Source organism: Anaerobacillus sp. (genome assembly GCF_046314235.1).
Classification (GTDB): domain Bacteria; phylum Bacillota; class Bacilli; order Bacillales; family Anaerobacillaceae; genus Anaerobacillus.
In genome coordinates, this window is record NZ_JBKBWN010000006.1 from 20,317 (window position 1) to 35,907 (window position 15,591).

Consider the following 15,591-nt stretch of genomic DNA (forward strand, 5'->3'; position numbering starts at 1 on the left):
GACAAGCAAATGTGTCTTTCAAACAACATCTTAAGTACACATCTTGCAAGCTTTGCGACGAGTAACCGCAGGAGCAGTTGGCGCTCGGCGCTAGACAACTTTTAAAGTAAAGCCAGAGCTCTAACTTATGTAACGTTTTGAAAATGAGATAAAGGAGATGAAGGATATGTTAGCGACGAAAAAGATTGCTTTTATTGGTGCCGGAAGTATGGCTGAGGCGATGATTTCAGGAATATTAACAAAAGAGCTTGTACACCCACAACAAATTTACGTAACAAACCGAAGTAACAAGGAAAAACTTGTCCTTTTACAAAAACAGTTTGGCATCGAAACGTTTGTCAACTACGAAGAAATCCTTCCAGAGATAGATATTATAATTATGGCAACAAAGCCAAAAGATATCGCTGAAACAGTAGAAAAGATAAAGCCATATGCGACAGAAAAACAACTAATCATTTCTGTGCTTGCAGGTGTCTCAACAACCTGTATATCGCAATTACTTAACAACGATGCACCGGTTATTAGAACAATGCCGAACACTTCTGCTGCGGTTGGGCAATCTATTACCGCTATCGCCTCAGGGCAATTTGCTACGGAGGAACATCTAAAACTATCAGAAAACTTATTTAACGCCATTGGTGAAGTCGTTATCGTAGACGAAGAAAAGCTAGATGCGATTACTGGATTATCGGGATCAGGTCCTGCTTATATCTATTATTTAATTGAGGCGATGGAAATTGGCGCTAGTGAGATTGGCTTAGATGAACGGCTAGCAAAACAATTAATAGCCCAGGTTCTCATAGGCGCAGCCGAAAGAATAAAGTCTACAGATCTTTCTTCACAAACATTGTATAAACAAGTGATGAGCCCTGGTGGAACGACGGAGGCAGGCTTTAAAGTATTAGAAAGCTTTCATTATCAAGAAGCAATGGTAGAGTGTATTAAACGAGCCGCAGAACGTTCTACAGAACTTGGAAAGTTATATTCTTATATAAAATAGAGCAAATAAACCTTCCCGGTAACTAGATTATTGTATACGTCAGCGCAAGATCTAGACAGTCCCTGATAGTGCTCAGAAACAGCAATCATTTCTAAAGCAAAGGCAGATTTTTTGCCTTTGCTTTTTAAGTTATCTAGTAATTGTAACAAAACTTTCAAAAAATGTTTCATCCAAGCAAAATATTTAGTAGAATTAAAGTTAGCATTTGAAAAAAGTATCATTTAGTGGAGGAGAATTATGTCTGGATTTAATCAGAAAAGCAAACAGTCATCGATACGACAACAAATAAATCAGCTCGTAAATCATAAGTTTTTTACCGGAACAATCCTCGGCTTAATTATGTTTAACGCGATTGTTGTTGGTATTGAAACATACCCAACGATCTACCAATCCTATAAAGAATTATTTTTCTTAATCGATAAGGCTTTAATTTGGATTTTTACTATTGAGATTGTTTTAAGAATGATTGCGGAGAGAAAATTTAGCGATTTTTTCAAAAACAGTTGGAATTGGTTTGACTTTTTAATCGTTGCAGCAGGACATATCTTTATTGGTGCACACTTTGTTACGGTATTACGTATTTTACGTGTACTACGTGTCTTTAGGGCCATTTCCGTTTTACCATCTCTAAGAAGGTTAGTAGATGCATTACTGTTAACAATCCCAGCATTAGGAAATATCATGCTTTTAATGAGTATCATTTTCTATATCTTTGCGGTAACAGGGACAATGCTATTTGCAGAAGTAGCCCCACAATATTTTGGCTCCTTACAATTAGCACTATTAACTTTATTCCAAGTTGTTACATTGGAGTCATGGGCAAGCGGTGTCATGTGGCCAATATTTCATGAGTTGCCTTGGTCATGGATTTATTTTGTCTCGTTTGTTCTCGTTGGCACATTCGTTATTTTCAACTTATTTATTGGGGTTATCGTCAGTAACGTAGAAAAAGCTGATGCTGCCGATAAGCCAGAAGAACCTGATCAATTAGCAGAATTAAGAAGTGAAGTAAAGGAACTAAAACAATTAATTATTAATATGTCTCGTGATAAATCCAGCTAAACAAAGTACATGAGTCTTATTAATTGAAAAAAATATCCAATTATATAAAAAAGTGAAAAGCCCAGTTCTTAAAGAACTGGGCTTTTTGTTGCAACAAAGAAATCGTTATATAATTCTCTCACAGCTTTATCTGCGTCTGTCGCTCTAACTCCAAAGACCATGCTTACTTCTGATGAGCCTTGGTTAATCATGTGAAGGTTAACTCCAGCTCTCGCTAGACCGGCTGTAGCTTTCGCTGTAATACCGACCATTTTCTTCATTCCTTCTCCAACAACCATTACCATTGCAAAATCATGTTCAACGTGAACATCGTCAGCATGAAGCTCTTTTTCAATGCGTTCCACAATTCTTGCTTCCATTTCCGCAGTTAGCTGTGAGCCTCTAAGAATAACCGATGTATCGTCAATTCCAGATGGCATATGCTCATAGGACAAACCTTCATCTTCAATAATTTCTAAGAGACGGCGTCCAAAACCAACTTCCCTATTCATTAAGTATTTTCTAACATAGATCGTACTAAAACCAGAGTCGCTGGCAATCCCAACAACAGGATTAATCATAAAATTCCGCTCATTAACTACCATCGTTCCCCGAGCCGCTGGGTTATTCGTATTTTTAATACAGACAGGTACCCCCTTTTTAAAAGCAGGTATTAACGCTTCGTCATGGAATACAGAAAAACCAGCATAAGATAATTCTCGCATTTCACGGTATGTTAGTTCACTAATTTCCACTGGATTTTGGACGACATTAGGGTTAGCAGCGAAAACAGAATCGACATCAGTGAAATTTTCATAAAGCTCAGCTTCAACAGCTGCTGCCACAATCGATCCAGTAATGTCAGAGCCCCCACGCGGAAAAGTTACAAGTGTTCCTTCTGGCGTATATCCAAAGAAGCCTGGAAAAATTAAAATCCCTTCTTTATTTCTAAGTTCTTTGTATAAATTATCATAAGCTTCAGGCAAAACTTGGGCATTTCCGTATTCCTTACTAACTAACAAACCTGCTTCTTTCGGATCAACATAATGAGCATTTACACCTAGTGATTGCATGTAATATGAAAACAGTTTTGCACAATTATCTTCACCACTCGCCTTCATTAAATCGATAAATTCCTGCTCACCTTCATCTTTGGTTACTAAGCGTGACTGTAGATCGTCCTCAATGACACTTACAATAGTTGAAGAAAGCTTCAATTCGAGAGCTATTTGTTCATAACGACTAACAACTAAGCGTAACGCTTCTTTGACGTCCCCATCTGTTAATGCAGCATCTGCTAAAGATATTAATAAATCGGTTACTTTCGTATCTTCCTTAAATCGCTTTCCTGGTGCTGAAACAACAACAATTTTTCTTTGCGAATCTGCCATGACAATACTTGCTACCTTTTTCATCTGTTCTGCACTAGCTAAAGATGTTCCACCAAACTTACAAACCTTCATAATTTCATAGTCACCTCATAATTGTAGTTTTTTCAGTACCAGTAAATTGATTGATAATTTTAAATTTTATCACTGCATTCATCATGTAGCAACTGGTTATTTCTCCAATAAGAAAGCACCTACTCCTAAATAACTTGAGAAGATGCGCTTATTCATATTATTTCCATTGTTTTAATACTATATCTTCAAGATCCTACCGTTTTATGCTCTACTAGTTATCTCCTTCAATAAAATCATCTTTCCCCAAAAACGAACGAACGTTCCTTGATAGATTTCCTTACAAAATTCCTTATCAATTTATAAAAAGTGGTATAGTGTTATTATTATAAAAAATCATCATATTTTAGACAGGAGTTGATAAACTTGTCTTCCTATAAAGATAAAAAAGTTATAACAATTGGAGTCGTGAGCGAATTAACAGGTTTATCAGAGAGACAAATACGCTATTACGAAGAACGCAAGCTTATTTTCCCAGAGCGCTCAAAAGGTGGGACTCGTAAGTTTTCTTTTTCCGACGTAGAACGATTAGTAGAAATCGCCAATAAGATGGAAGACGGCATGCAAACCTTCGAGATAAGGAAAGCAGAACAAAAGAAAATTCGCGAAAGTCAACTTAGAGAACGAATGCTTCGTGGTCAGTTAAATGCAGCATTTAATATAAGGAAATAAAAATAGGTGCCATCACTTTTGATTGCACCTATTTTTTTGCCTTTATTCATGGGTAAAACTACCGATTCCGGGACAAATTATGTAAGACAATGAACGATGGAGGAAAGTTAATGAAACTTAATAGGATCATGTTATTTTTGCTATGTTTTTGTGCATTTATTAACCCAAAAACACTGAATGCAGAAAATATAGAGGATGTTAAAGTAGCGATTATTATTGACGATTTTGGTGGCAATGTAAAAGGAGTTAATGAATTTTTCGGAGCAAAAATCCCGATTACTGTGGCAATCATGCCTTTCTTAGAGCAATCAAAAGAACAAGCTGAACTAGCGCATAGTCTTGGATATGAAGTAATGATTCATCTACCATTACAACCTAAAAAAGGAAAAATCTCTTGGTTAGGTCCAAACCCAATTACAAAAGATTTACCTTTAGAGGAAGTCAGAAAGCGAGTCATTCAAGCGATCGAAAACGTCCCCCACGCCAAAGGCATGAACAACCATATGGGATCTCTCATCGTCGAAGATGAAGCGATAATGCGAGTGATATTAGAAACTGCTAAGGAGTACAACTTGTACTTTATTGATAGCGGTACAGCACCTAAATCTGTGATCCCAAAAGTAGCTGAGCAGTTGGGTGTGCCTTGGGCCATGCGTGACATTTTTCTAGATGACACCCACTCTTCAAGTGGGCATGTGTTTAAACAGATGAATAAGCTAGTGAAGGTAGCAGAACAAAAAGGACAAGCAATCGGAATTGGTCACGTAGGAATAAAAGGGGAAGAAACCGTAAAAGGCGTAAAAGATGCTGTGCAAAACTTTCACAATAAAAAAGTTAAGATCGTTCCTACTTCGCACCTTTTAAAAACTGAAGTTGAAAAGAAACCTGACCAATTTTGGCAGTGAAAAGTGTTTGTCCCATAAGTAACAGCTCACTTCGTCTTTGCACGAAATCTTGTATTGTTTTCATAGAAACTCTACATATCATGCCTGAGGTGACTGTTACTTAGTTTTTTGGGCAACCTCTTTTAATTGCAATTGATAAATTTTTGCAGGTGATTTGTTTATATACTTTATTTCCGTTTTAAATCCTGCTTGCTTTTGTTTCATAAACGTTTCTTTTGTTATTGGTCTTGGGGCTGACCATGCTAAAGAATCTAAATTGTCCCAGCAGTCATGTGTAATAATTTCCTGTTTATAATAATAACAATTATTAGAAGGATATTTTTCACAAATATATTTCACTGTATTCTTTGAATGCACCGTACCTCACTCCTAATGTTTTTTTAAATTCTTTCCAATAATTTTAGAATTATTCTCCTTGAAATTAAAAGAGCTTCCAGTTGACAAACATTTCAATCACTCCTAGTATTAGAAAGTAGAATGCTATTTTACAATTCTTGACGAAAAGAACGTGATAAATTATGATCCGAGAAACATTAAAAAGTAGTACGTTTTCAGATGAAAAAATTAAGAATTTAATTATCCCCACTGAGAAAGTAGCCCATGTTCAACAGAACAATAGCTTAGAGCATGCGTTGCTAGTACTTGTAAAATCAGGTTATACCGCTATCCCTGTTCTAGACAAGGAATCAAAGCTAAACGGAGTGATTAGTAAGGCTTTAATTTTAGACTCAATCCTTGGACTTGAGCGTATTGAGCTTGACCGCCTTCATAGTTTTAAAGTCGCAGATGTAATGAATTCGAAGCTCGCAACAATGAAAATGACTGAAACTTTTGCTAAAGCACTAGCACTTTCGATTAATAACCCATTTATTTGTATGATTGATGCCGATGGTGCATTTAAAGGAATTTTAACAAGAAGTTCACTCCTAGTTTATTTAAATCAAGAACTGTTTCAAAAAAAGAAATAAGAAGGCCATGTGCCTTCTTTTTTTTCGATTCCTACTATTTAAAATTAATCATAGATTGGTTCACGGTCTTCTCTATTTAATCTGCCAATAATATAAATATGAATAAACCATTCACAAACAGCCACAAGAAACGCGATAAACAACGCTCCTCCAAGAGTTGAGAAATAAAAACCATAACTAGGTACAATCCAAATTAGGATGCCTAAAAAAACTGTCACTCCATCAGTAAGGGTCGCAAACCAATTTCCTTTCAAAGGTAACACAAGCAAATCACCTATGAAATATGTAACTAAAGCTAATAAAGCTGAGAGTATTAGTAAGAAAGAAATCGAAAAACCGTAAAATAACAAAACAAAAGTAGTGAGAATACTATAAATGATAAATTTTACGATGATCGGCTTTACATGGTGCATAAAAACATCTCCTTTATGATCAAGCTTTTCTTAGTATGGATTAAAGGAACTGTTTTCATTAGTGACTTGCCTCTATTTGTGGTAATATTTTGTTAACCGAAATAAATAGGAGGTTAAAATTAATGTCTACACTACTTTTTTCACCGTATGAACTTAAAAATATCACCCTAAAAAATCGCCTTGTAATGGCACCAATGTGCATGTATATGGCCGATAACAAAAACGGCTACGTTACCGACTGGCATGTTACCCATTACGGAAGTCGTGCAATCGGTCAAGTCGGTTTAATTATCATTGAGGCCACTGCGGTAACTCCTCAAGGGAGGATTTCTGAATATGACTTAGGAATTTGGGATAATTCACACGTAGATGGTTTAAAACGATTAGTTGATCACGTTCACCAATTAGGGGGCAAAATTGGTATTCAACTAGCTCACGCCGGAAGGAAAGCAATGGTTGATGGTCCAATTGTTGCACCTTCTGCTCTTCCATTTAATGAAAACATGAAAACACCTGAAGAAATGTCAGAGGAACAAATTTTTGAAACGATTGAGGCTTTTAAAAAGGGTGCAGAACGGGCAAAACAAGCTGGTTTTGATGTAATTGAGCTTCATGCTGCCCACGGTTATTTGATTAATGAGTTCTTATCGCCCTTAACGAATAAAAGAGAAGATACTTTTGGCGGAAATGAAGAAAAACGATATGAAATGTTGAATCGCGTAATTAATGACGTAAAAACTGTCTGGGATGGACCACTTTTTGTTCGAATTTCAGCTAATGAATATAACGAGGCTGGTAATAGCCTAGATGTGTTTGTTGATTATGCGAAGAACATGAAATCCCAAGGTGTTGACCTGATTGACTGCAGCTCAGGGGCTGTTGTTCCCGCAACTATGGATGTTTTTCCGGGCTACCAAGTTCGCTATGCTGAAACAATTCGCAGACAAGCTGAGGTACCAACTGGTGCGGTTGGCTTAATTACAACAGGCAATCAAGCAGAAGAAATATTGCGAAATGAAAGAGCTGATCTCATTTTTATTGCGAGACCATTTTTACGAGATCCTTACTTACCAAGAACGTTTGCAAAAGAACTTGATGCAGCGATAGAAGCGCCAAAAGCCTATGATCGTGGTTGGTGATTTTAACTAAGTTTGCGTTAAACATTTTGCAAAAAGCACAAAACACCTTCTTTTAAATAGGAAGGTGTTTTTTTAATGATTGTTGTCGACCTTTAAACATGACTGTTAGGCCTATTTTTGCAATGAAGATTGGAACGTACGACTCGAACTTCACTTTATCAATCATGACCGTTTTTTCACCGACTTCTTCAAAGGAATGAGTATGTTCCCAAGTTTTAAAAGGAAATGGCACAGTATCACTGCGATCCTTGAAAAACTGCCCTTCCTCAACATCAATGTATGTTAACGTCCATTTTTTACTGAAGAGAAAAAAGTCCAAATAAAGTTCAGTCACACTGTCCTTCTTTGTTCCATTGTGTGAGACAATAGTTATTTTTGGGAAGGATGTTATTCTTACTAAATTGCTTATGTCATTAAAAAAGGTCCAAGCCACTTCTTTTTTAATTGGAAGCGTCGTTTTATAAATAAATTCTCCGCTAAACATGTTCGCTCCTCCTTTTTCATATCATATCGCACTTTTTGAACATATTGTGAAATTACGCTTTATACTTGTGTAAAACTTTAGTACCATATAATTGACATCAGATTAGGAGTGTTTTATTATGAGCTTTCGATTTCAAAAACGTGTGAAAGTAGCACCAGGTCTTCGTTTAAATATTAGTAAACGCGGCATAAGCACCTCTGTTCGCAGACGTGGCGCCTCTGTAACGTTAGGTCGTAGTGGTCTTTATAGTAATGTTGGACTACCTGGAAGTGGACTCTCCTATCGAACAAAATTAGATAAAGCAACAGGTAGAGCTTCATATACATCTTCACAAAAAAACTCACAAGCTGTCCCTCAAACTGTTACTTTAAATTTCGATAAAACATCACAAACCCTTGTTTTTGTCGATGAAGACGGTCTAAGAGTAGATCCAGCAGTTGAACGTGACATTAAGCGAAAGTTCCATGAAGATATTCAAAGAATATATGATCAAAAAGAACAAGAGATTAATGAACATACTACAAAACTTCTTAAATTACATAAAGAAACGCTACAGGAAAAATCAGCTGGAGAGCTTAGAGATTTGGCAAGAAAATCTGTTTCCCTTGATGTACAAATGCCAAACCAAAGAGAAATTATTGAAGAGTTAAGAGTGGAGTTCGAGGAAGGTTTACGTTTTTTTGAAAGGCTCAGCTTGCTTTTCCCTAAGAAACGCAAGGCATTTTTAGAAAAAGTCAAAAATGAAGCCGAGCAGCAATATTTACATGAACTTAAATTATTTCAACAAGCAAAAGAAGAGTATGAAGAAGCAAAACTAAAACGATTAGCAAAAGTAGAAAAAGTCATTGCAGGCGAACCAGTTGCAATGGAGCTTTGGCTAGAAGACTTTTTAGCTGAACTTGATTTTCCATTGGACACAAACGTTTCATTTAACATCTTGTCAGCGGATACCATCTATCTAGATGTGGATTTACCACAGATGGAGGAAATCCCGTTAACAAAAGCAGAAATATTGAAATTAAAGTTCAAAAAAAATCACAAAGAGAATTGCGTGAACATTATGCAATTATGGTAGACGGGACCGCCCTTTATTTATGTTCCTATGTATTTTCACATCTCACTACTTGTGAAACAATTATCATATCAGGCTATACCCAAATAAAAAACAAAGCAACAGGCCATTTAGATGATCAGTATATCTATAGTCTGAAGGTTGATAAAAGAGTTTTCTACTCGCTGAATATGGAAGAAGTTCATCCAATAGCAGCTTTCGACAACTTTAAACCGATCATCAATGCGACAAAGACATTTATTTTTAGAGAAATTAAGCCGTATGAACCGGTGGAAGAAAAAAGGAATTAACCAAGGCTAGGTTAATTCCTTTTTATTAGTGTAGAATTTAAAATCACAGTTGCCAGTAACTAGCTTACCGTTAAACTAAGGAGATTTTAGATTGATGCTGCTTTGTCCAACTCTATATTCTATACTCTATACTACTAAGCGTAGACATTTACGATTAAACCTTTTATTTCCCCAACCATGTCAAGAATTTCTAACCCACTTTTCTCCTTTTTAAGGACGGCGTCTGTTAAGTCTAGAAGTTTTCGATCTACTTCTTTGACGATTTTATATATTTTTGTACGCCCACGGCGGTTGAAGCCTCGGCGTTCTTCTAAACTAAGCCCCAACTTTACCGCATCTTCCATAAATTCTTTGACAAGGGCTTTATATTTGCGAAGTTCATCGACCGTTCGAGAATCAGCTAACGCCTTTCCTTGATCATCAATGTCTCTCATTAATTTATCAAGCTTGGCATAAGCTTGTTCATCGCGTCCCTTTTGCATCAATTCCGTAAATGAGACACTTGCTTGCGGTCCTGCCTTTTTTGCTTCAGTTTTACTTAAGTTTGCACGTCCAACTCTTTGTACGTCCATTTTTTCACCACTTTAACGTTAGATTATAGATTTATTATAGCATAAATCGACTCTGAGACCCTTGGACATTTTTGGTTAGAAAAGAGGTAAGATCGTTTGACCTTACCTCTTGATGATAATTATTGTAATAATTGAAGAACACCTTGTGGTAATTGGTTAGCTTGTGCAAGCATGGCAGTAGCAGCTTGGTTGATAATGTTATTACGAGTAAACTCAGTCATTTCAAGAGCCATATCAGCGTCACGAATACGAGATTCAGATGCTGTTAAGTTTTCGTGTGTTACTTGTAGGTTATTGATTGTGTGCTCCATACGGTTTTGCGTCGCACCTAGTTTTGCACGAACATCAGAAAGGACGTTGATTGCTTGATCTAGTGTGAAGATAGCCATATTTGCACCTTTTTGTGTTGTTACATCAATTTCTTCTATTCCTAAAGTAACGATGTCAAGACGTGGAACATCGATCATTACATTTTGATTAGTATTTGGACCGATTTGGAAAGCTAATGCATTGTTTGTAATTGAGAATTTTGTTTCAGCAGCTTGGATATCGTTATTGAATTTAAACTCAATGCCACCATGTTTAAGGATACCATCATTTGTAATCATCGTTTTTTCTGCAGCGATTTTATTTTCTGGAGAAACATCTTCTCCTCGATATATTGAAACTGTTGCTTGCTGTTCAATAGATACTTTAATCGTTCCTGCTTCTTTAATATTTCTAGTATCGATATTTAAGCCACCAATAGAAATGAATTCATTACCATCTTCACCTGTATTACTTTGAAATACATCTACAGATCTTTCTTCAAGAGGAAGGCCATTTGGCCCAACTACTTGGATTGTTGCACTATATTGTGTTGTACTAGCAACTTCGTTAGCTAAGAAGCTTCTAACGTTAATTGTATACTCACCAAATGCTTGTGGGAAAAAATCACTATTTGCATCTAAGTTAATATTGTTACTATCTGATAATCCTGCACCAACTTGATTTATTGTAACGATTTCGTCAATATTTTCAACATTGATATGATAAGTACCTGTAACTAAACGTGGATCAATTACTTTTGGATTACCGACTACTGCTGCAGCATTATCTGCTGTGCCGCTGATTGAAGATAATACTGCACTCGAACCATTTAATAGTTTACGTGTATTAAATTCAGTTTTTTCTGAGATACTATCTACTTCTAATTTTAATTGGTCAATTTCTTTTTGAATTTGCTCACGGTCGTATTTCGTGTTTGTATCGTTAGCACCTTGAACCGATAATTCACGCATTCTTTGTAAAATTGCATGTACTTCCTGTAATGCCCCCTCTGCAGTTTGCATTAAAGAAATACCATCCATTGAGTTACGCTCCGCTTGCTTTAAACCGCGGATTTGCGAACGCATTTTTTCAGAAATTGCAAGACCAGCCGCATCATCAGCAGCACGGTTAATGCGAAGCCCTGAAGAGAGTTTTTCAAGATTTTTTGATGTTTTAAATTGGTTCCCTGATAAGTTTCTGTAAGCATTTAATGCTTGAATGTTATTATTAATTTTCATTTAAAAGTAGCTCCTTTTATAGTAAATATATTAATTATCGTAAATTGCTGTTTGCTCATAAGCGTTAGCTTTTTGTTTTACTACTTTTGGTTGAAGATTTTTATTATTTTTTAATGCTTGATGCCAAGCTGATGAAATTTGTTTTACTAGGGTTATTACTTCATCAATGGCATTAGTATCTTTATTGTAGTTCGCTTGAACAAGGCGATCTGCCATGTAGTTATATACAGCATCTAGTTGATCAGCGATAATACCAGCTTCATAGTTTAAACCTGCTCCTAAGCGTTCTAATATATCGTTTGCCTTTTGCAGTTTTTCGTTTGCTAGAATATAGTCTTTTTCTTGAATGGCTTTTTTTGCTTCTTCAAGGTTATTAAGACATGCTTCGTAAAGAAGTGCCGTAATTTCTTGTGGTGACTTCTTGTGAAGTGCTTCTTTTGTTATAAGTGTCACTTATGACCCTCCCAACCATCGTGTTCTTTTCTACTAATCTTTTTATCGGCAGAACAAGTCGCAAGTTTAATAGTTTTTCTCCATTTCCTCAATTAATAATAAAATTTCTGCCATCACGGCATAGAGTTGTGGTGGAATATTATCTCCTAAGTCCATATCTATTAGGTTTTCAACGAGCATTGCATCTTCTTGCATGTGAATATTATTTTTTTTTGCAAGGGCGATGATTTGATTAGCAACCTGACCTTTCCCGTGAGCAACGACCTGTGGTCCTTTGTCCGAATTTTCATCATAACGAATAACTGCTGCCGTTGGTCCATTCACAGTTTTACGTTGTTTATGATTAAAGTGTTTGGAAATCATCATACTTTAAAATCAAATCCTTTCTCAGTAAAGGTTGGTGTCATTCGTTCTGGCTGCCCTTGTACTTGGTTATTTTCTACTTTTGGTTTCTGTGTTGCATTTAATTTCGTGAAATTAAGACTAGCAATGTTGTAGCCAACTTCCTTCAATTTTCCTTTGCAAACTTCTGCCAATGGCTCAATTCTTTCTTTAAAGAAAGGTTGATCATTTTTAATCGTTAACGAAAGATTTCGGTCAGTTGATGTTACTAATATCCCGACTTCACCAAGTTTTTTTGTTTCTATTAAAAAGTAGAGGTTACAATTTTCCCAGTCTACTTGCTGACCTTCGTTTCTTGAATTAACAAACACCTGTAAATTCTTCACTTCGTCTTGTAAAATAAACGGAATACTTAAAAACATACTTTGAAGATTACTATTGTCCGATTTACTTAGCAACTGTTGACCTGTAATGTTGGCAAGTGCTTGGCTTGTTTGCTGGGAGACTCGACCTTGCTCTTCTTCCATTTTCATCAGTTGCATCAGCGCTTGTTTCATGTTTTGGTTAGGTTCCTCGTTAGCTTGTTTTCCTGAAGCTAACATTTGAGCAACTTCACTATCTCTGTTTAAACCTAAACCACGAACCAATTCAAACGCTTGACGAGCTGATGGTTCCTGCATTGCAGATCGCCTAGTCATTTCATCAAATTGTTGTAATAGTTGCTGTGAGCCTGTACGATTCGTTAGGTTTTGTTCTTCTTTCATAATAAAATGCTTCACTTTATTTTCAGACGGTTTAAATTCTAGTTTTTCAATCATGGTTTTTACATCTTGAACGATTTTGTTTGCTTCTTGATAATTCCCTTTTGTTAATAGTTTTTTTGCTTCTGCAAGCTGGCTACTCGCTTGCATTAGACTTTTTTCTGTTTTCATATCTGTAAGTAACATCATTTCGCTTTTTAGGATCGCATGATCAAGCTTTTTAATTGTGGTTTCAAGTAAGGGCTTCACTTGGTTCGCTGCTTGGCTTTTAAAAGCTTCAGTTAGACGTTGAATATTATCCAAGTTCCTCGTAATTTCCCTCTGTAACGTTTTAAACTCACCTTGAGCCTTAGCTAACTTTTCCGTGACAGTTTGAACAATAAAATCTTTACTACTTAGTTGCTGCGTTTGAAATGCTTCATTCATCAAATATTGTTGCATTTCTGGTTGAACCGCTTGGTCTAGTTTAGCAACTGGACGTTCTATAGCTGTAAAAGCTTGCATTAATTGTTGGCGGGCTGCAAGCTCTCGACCTTCTTCTTGTAACTTCGTAGCATCGTTAATAGCCTTTTGTAACTGTTCTTTAATTGGCATGTCAAATGGCGCTTTTTCAATTTGATTGTTAAGAAGGTTAACGGCCTTTTGAAAATCGCCTTCTTTTTGAACGGTTGCTTGCATTTGCTTTAATTGCTCAGATGGCTTCAACTGCTCTTCTTGCTGAGCTTGGTTTGCGGGAGATAATTGTTGATTGTTCAATGTTCTTTCAACAGTTTGTAAGACCTGCACAACTCTGTCTCTTGCGGCACTCTCCCTACCAGTCTGTTGTAGCATCCGAGCACCATCTAAGGCTCGCTCAACTTGACGAGCAACTTCTGGGTCGACTCTTGGGTTGTTCACTACTTCTGAACGCACTTGCTCGATCGAACGTTGAACATTTGGTTCGCGTTGCACTTGTTCTCGTACTTCACGGACTTGCTCACCCACTGGCCGATCTGGCATTGGGCGACTTTCTGCTACACGCGGTTCCATTACTTGACGGCTTTCAACTACTCTTGGCTCTGCCTGTGTACGCGCTTCAGTTCTCGCAACATCTCGTTCTGCGGTTTGTAAAGCTTGAACCATGCGTTCACGAGCTGCTACTTCTCGACCAGTTTGTTGTAATGCTCTAGCCTCGTCTACGGATCGTTCCACTTGTCGGACTACTTCTCGGTCAACTCGTGGGTTATTTACTACTTCGTTTCGCACTTGTTCAACCGATCGCTGAACATTCGGCTCGCGTTGCACTTGTTCTCTTACGTCTCGAACTTGATCACTCACTGATCGCTCTGGCATTGGGCGACTTTCTGCTACACGCGGTTCCATTGCTTGACGACTTTCAACCACTCTTGGTTCTGCCTGTGTACGCGCTTCAGTTCTCGCAACATCTCGTTCTGCGGTTTGTAAAGCTTGAACCATGCGTTCACGAGCTGCTACTTCTCGACCAGTTTGTTGTAATGCTCTAGCCTCGTCTACGGATCGTTCCACTTGTCGGACTACCTCTCGGTCCACTCTTGGATTATTGACTACTTCTGAACGTACTTGCTCAATTGAGCGCTGAACATTTGACTCGCGTTGCACTTGTTCTCGTACTTCACGGACTTGCTCACTCACTGGCCGGTCTGGCATTGGACGACTTTCTGCTACACGAGGTTCCATTGCTTGACGCTCAACTACTCTTGGTTCTGCCTGAGCAGTCCGTTGTTCTACTTGGACTCTTGCTTCAGCTCTAGTAATCTCTCGTTCTCTTTCAGGCTGACCGCTACGAATTTGAGAATTAGTTTCAAGCTCTTTTGTGATATTTGTTAATAATTCATTTAAAGGGCGCCCATTTAGCGCTTCATGGACAGACCTTAAATGATTAGGTGTTACTTCTAAACGTTTATTTGCTACTGCTTGTACTGTATTTAATCGTTGTTCAACTGTGCCATTTTCTTTTTCGATAAAGTTTCGTAACTCTTGAACTGACTCCCGATTTAAAGGCACTCCCTTATCTAAGACAATTTGAGCTGCTTGTCTTAGTTCTTGAGATGGATTTGAAATTCCTAGACTTCGTAACGCTTGATTAATGTTTGCTGCTTCCGTTTGTGGAGCAGATGCGGTTGATGTTCTTGGCGTATCCGAAATCGCTTTAACTTGGACTTGTTGATCGTTTTGTCCATTAATTTGGACCGTTACACGATCTTGTAAAGGTGTTTTCCCCTCAAACTTCACTTGAATTTCTCGTCCACGAATTTGCAATATAGCTTCGTTATCAGTACTTCTTTCTTTAATTGTTGCTCTATATATTTCACCTTGTTTTAATTCAAGGGGTTTCTCATGAGTAATCATCTGGTTTGTTATTGCCTGGTTGTTTATTTGCATTGTAACCACTCTCCCACGTTCTTGCTTCTAACACTTTTATCGGTTTAGTTGACTTTTTTGTTTAGAACAAAA

At 37.2% G+C, this 15,591-nt stretch carries 17 protein-coding genes; 8 read left to right on the forward strand and 9 right to left on the reverse strand.

Annotation, left to right across the window (positions count from 1 at the left end):
* Positions 1-166 precede the first annotated feature (166 nt).
* A complete protein-coding gene (proC, locus tag ACK4M9_RS09860) occupies positions 167-1,000 on the forward strand; it encodes a pyrroline-5-carboxylate reductase (RefSeq protein ID WP_409849910.1) in 834 nt (277 codons plus the stop codon).
* Positions 1,001-1,237: 237 nt separating this feature from the next.
* Entirely contained in the window at positions 1,238-2,062 is an 825-nt protein-coding gene (locus ACK4M9_RS09865) for an ion transporter (RefSeq protein ID WP_409849912.1), read from the forward strand.
* Positions 2,063-2,130: 68 nt separating this feature from the next.
* Here the strand turns inward: ACK4M9_RS09865 and ACK4M9_RS09870 are convergent, their stop codons facing one another.
* A complete protein-coding gene (locus ACK4M9_RS09870; protein ID WP_409849914.1) occupies positions 2,131-3,504 on the reverse strand; it encodes an aspartate kinase in 1,374 nt (457 codons plus the stop codon).
* Positions 3,505-3,867: 363 nt separating this feature from the next.
* Between ACK4M9_RS09870 and ACK4M9_RS09875 the strand changes: the two genes are divergently transcribed.
* Together ACK4M9_RS09875 and ACK4M9_RS09880 are read left to right on the forward strand one after the other, a co-directional pair.
* The gene (locus tag ACK4M9_RS09875) at positions 3,868-4,173 is read left to right on the forward strand and encodes a MerR family transcriptional regulator (protein ID WP_409849916.1); all 306 of its coding nucleotides are present in this window, start codon (positions 3,868-3,870) and stop codon (positions 4,171-4,173) included.
* A 110-nt stretch (positions 4,174-4,283) separates the two neighbouring features.
* A complete protein-coding gene (locus tag ACK4M9_RS09880) occupies positions 4,284-5,078 on the forward strand; it encodes a divergent polysaccharide deacetylase family protein (protein WP_409849918.1) in 795 nt (264 codons plus the stop codon).
* Between the two features lie 96 nt (positions 5,079-5,174).
* On the opposite strand, the gene ACK4M9_RS09885 is transcribed toward ACK4M9_RS09880, so the two are convergent.
* A complete protein-coding gene (locus ACK4M9_RS09885) occupies positions 5,175-5,435 on the reverse strand; it encodes a hypothetical protein (protein WP_409849920.1) in 261 nt (86 codons plus the stop codon).
* A 161-nt stretch (positions 5,436-5,596) separates the two neighbouring features.
* On the opposite strand from ACK4M9_RS09885, the gene cbpB reads away from it, so the two are divergent.
* Complete coding sequence (gene cbpB, locus ACK4M9_RS09890; RefSeq protein ID WP_409849922.1) at positions 5,597-6,046, forward strand: cyclic-di-AMP-binding protein CbpB; 450 nt, start codon at positions 5,597-5,599, stop codon at positions 6,044-6,046.
* Between the two features lie 44 nt (positions 6,047-6,090).
* Here the strand turns inward: cbpB and ACK4M9_RS09895 are convergent, their stop codons facing one another.
* Entirely contained in the window at positions 6,091-6,459 is a 369-nt protein-coding gene (locus tag ACK4M9_RS09895; protein WP_409849924.1) for a DUF2512 family protein, read from the reverse strand.
* 122 nt (positions 6,460-6,581) lie between these two features.
* On the opposite strand from ACK4M9_RS09895, the gene namA reads away from it, so the two are divergent.
* The gene (gene namA, locus ACK4M9_RS09900) at positions 6,582-7,598 is read left to right on the forward strand and encodes an NADPH dehydrogenase NamA (protein ID WP_409849926.1); all 1,017 of its coding nucleotides are present in this window, start codon (positions 6,582-6,584) and stop codon (positions 7,596-7,598) included.
* A gap of 52 nt (positions 7,599-7,650) precedes the next feature.
* Here the strand turns inward: namA and ACK4M9_RS09905 are convergent, their stop codons facing one another.
* Positions 7,651-8,082: an SRPBCC family protein gene (locus ACK4M9_RS09905; protein ID WP_409849928.1), complete on the reverse strand. Its 432-nt coding sequence runs from the start codon at positions 8,080-8,082 to the stop codon at positions 7,651-7,653.
* 118 nt (positions 8,083-8,200) lie between these two features.
* On the opposite strand from ACK4M9_RS09905, the gene ACK4M9_RS09910 reads away from it, so the two are divergent.
* Positions 8,201-9,157, forward strand: a complete 957-nt coding sequence (locus ACK4M9_RS09910; protein WP_409849930.1) for a DUF4236 domain-containing protein — start codon at positions 8,201-8,203, stop codon at positions 9,155-9,157.
* Positions 9,130-9,444, forward strand: coding sequence for a hypothetical protein (locus tag ACK4M9_RS09915; protein WP_409849932.1), 315 nt, complete (start codon positions 9,130-9,132; stop codon positions 9,442-9,444). The genes ACK4M9_RS09910 and ACK4M9_RS09915 overlap by 28 nt, the downstream gene beginning before the upstream one ends.
* 134 nt (positions 9,445-9,578) lie before the next feature.
* Here ACK4M9_RS09915 and ACK4M9_RS09920 read toward each other — a convergent pair whose 3' ends face one another.
* The 5 genes from ACK4M9_RS09920 to ACK4M9_RS09940 all read right to left on the reverse strand — a co-directional run bounded on the left by ACK4M9_RS09920 (position 9,579) and on the right by ACK4M9_RS09940 (position 15,519).
* Positions 9,579-10,016 carry a YaaR family protein gene (locus ACK4M9_RS09920; protein ID WP_409849934.1) on the reverse strand — a complete coding sequence of 146 codons (438 nt, stop codon included), beginning with the start codon at positions 10,014-10,016 and terminating at the stop codon, positions 9,579-9,581.
* 119 nt (positions 10,017-10,135) lie between these two features.
* Positions 10,136-11,563 carry a flagellin N-terminal helical domain-containing protein gene (locus ACK4M9_RS09925; protein WP_409849936.1) on the reverse strand — a complete coding sequence of 476 codons (1,428 nt, stop codon included), beginning with the start codon at positions 11,561-11,563 and terminating at the stop codon, positions 10,136-10,138.
* Positions 11,564-11,593: 30 nt separating this feature from the next.
* A complete protein-coding gene (fliS, locus tag ACK4M9_RS09930) occupies positions 11,594-12,016 on the reverse strand; it encodes a flagellar export chaperone FliS (protein ID WP_409849938.1) in 423 nt (140 codons plus the stop codon).
* 66 nt (positions 12,017-12,082) lie between these two features.
* Positions 12,083-12,382 carry an EscU/YscU/HrcU family type III secretion system export apparatus switch protein gene (locus tag ACK4M9_RS09935; protein WP_409849940.1) on the reverse strand — a complete coding sequence of 100 codons (300 nt, stop codon included), beginning with the start codon at positions 12,380-12,382 and terminating at the stop codon, positions 12,083-12,085.
* Entirely contained in the window at positions 12,379-15,519 is a 3,141-nt protein-coding gene (locus ACK4M9_RS09940; protein ID WP_409849942.1) for a hypothetical protein, read from the reverse strand. The genes ACK4M9_RS09935 and ACK4M9_RS09940 overlap by 4 nt, the downstream gene beginning before the upstream one ends.
* Positions 15,520-15,591 lie beyond the last annotated feature (72 nt).

What these genes read in the sequence shown, in the direction of transcription:
- proC (WP_409849910.1), top strand. Translation starts at nt 167, where the DNA reads ATGTTAGCGACGAAAAAGATTGCTTTTATTGGTGCCGGAAGTATGGCT.
- ACK4M9_RS09865 (WP_409849912.1), top strand. Translation starts at nt 1,238, where the DNA reads ATGTCTGGATTTAATCAGAAAAGCAAACAGTCATCGATACGACAACAA.
- ACK4M9_RS09870 (WP_409849914.1), bottom strand. Translation starts at nt 3,504, where the DNA reads ATGAAGGTTTGTAAGTTTGGTGGAACATCTTTAGCTAGTGCAGAACAG.
- ACK4M9_RS09880 (WP_409849918.1), top strand. Translation starts at nt 4,284, where the DNA reads ATGAAACTTAATAGGATCATGTTATTTTTGCTATGTTTTTGTGCATTT.
- cbpB (WP_409849922.1), top strand. Translation starts at nt 5,597, where the DNA reads ATGATCCGAGAAACATTAAAAAGTAGTACGTTTTCAGATGAAAAAATT.
- ACK4M9_RS09895 (WP_409849924.1), bottom strand. Translation starts at nt 6,459, where the DNA reads ATGCACCATGTAAAGCCGATCATCGTAAAATTTATCATTTATAGTATT.
- namA (WP_409849926.1), top strand. Translation starts at nt 6,582, where the DNA reads ATGTCTACACTACTTTTTTCACCGTATGAACTTAAAAATATCACCCTA.
- ACK4M9_RS09905 (WP_409849928.1), bottom strand. Translation starts at nt 8,082, where the DNA reads ATGTTTAGCGGAGAATTTATTTATAAAACGACGCTTCCAATTAAAAAA.
- ACK4M9_RS09910 (WP_409849930.1), top strand. Translation starts at nt 8,201, where the DNA reads ATGAGCTTTCGATTTCAAAAACGTGTGAAAGTAGCACCAGGTCTTCGT.
- ACK4M9_RS09920 (WP_409849934.1), bottom strand. Translation starts at nt 10,016, where the DNA reads ATGGACGTACAAAGAGTTGGACGTGCAAACTTAAGTAAAACTGAAGCA.
- ACK4M9_RS09925 (WP_409849936.1), bottom strand. Translation starts at nt 11,563, where the DNA reads ATGAAAATTAATAATAACATTCAAGCATTAAATGCTTACAGAAACTTA.
- ACK4M9_RS09935 (WP_409849940.1), bottom strand. Translation starts at nt 12,382, where the DNA reads ATGATGATTTCCAAACACTTTAATCATAAACAACGTAAAACTGTGAAT.
- ACK4M9_RS09940 (WP_409849942.1), bottom strand. Translation starts at nt 15,519, where the DNA reads ATGCAAATAAACAACCAGGCAATAACAAACCAGATGATTACTCATGAG.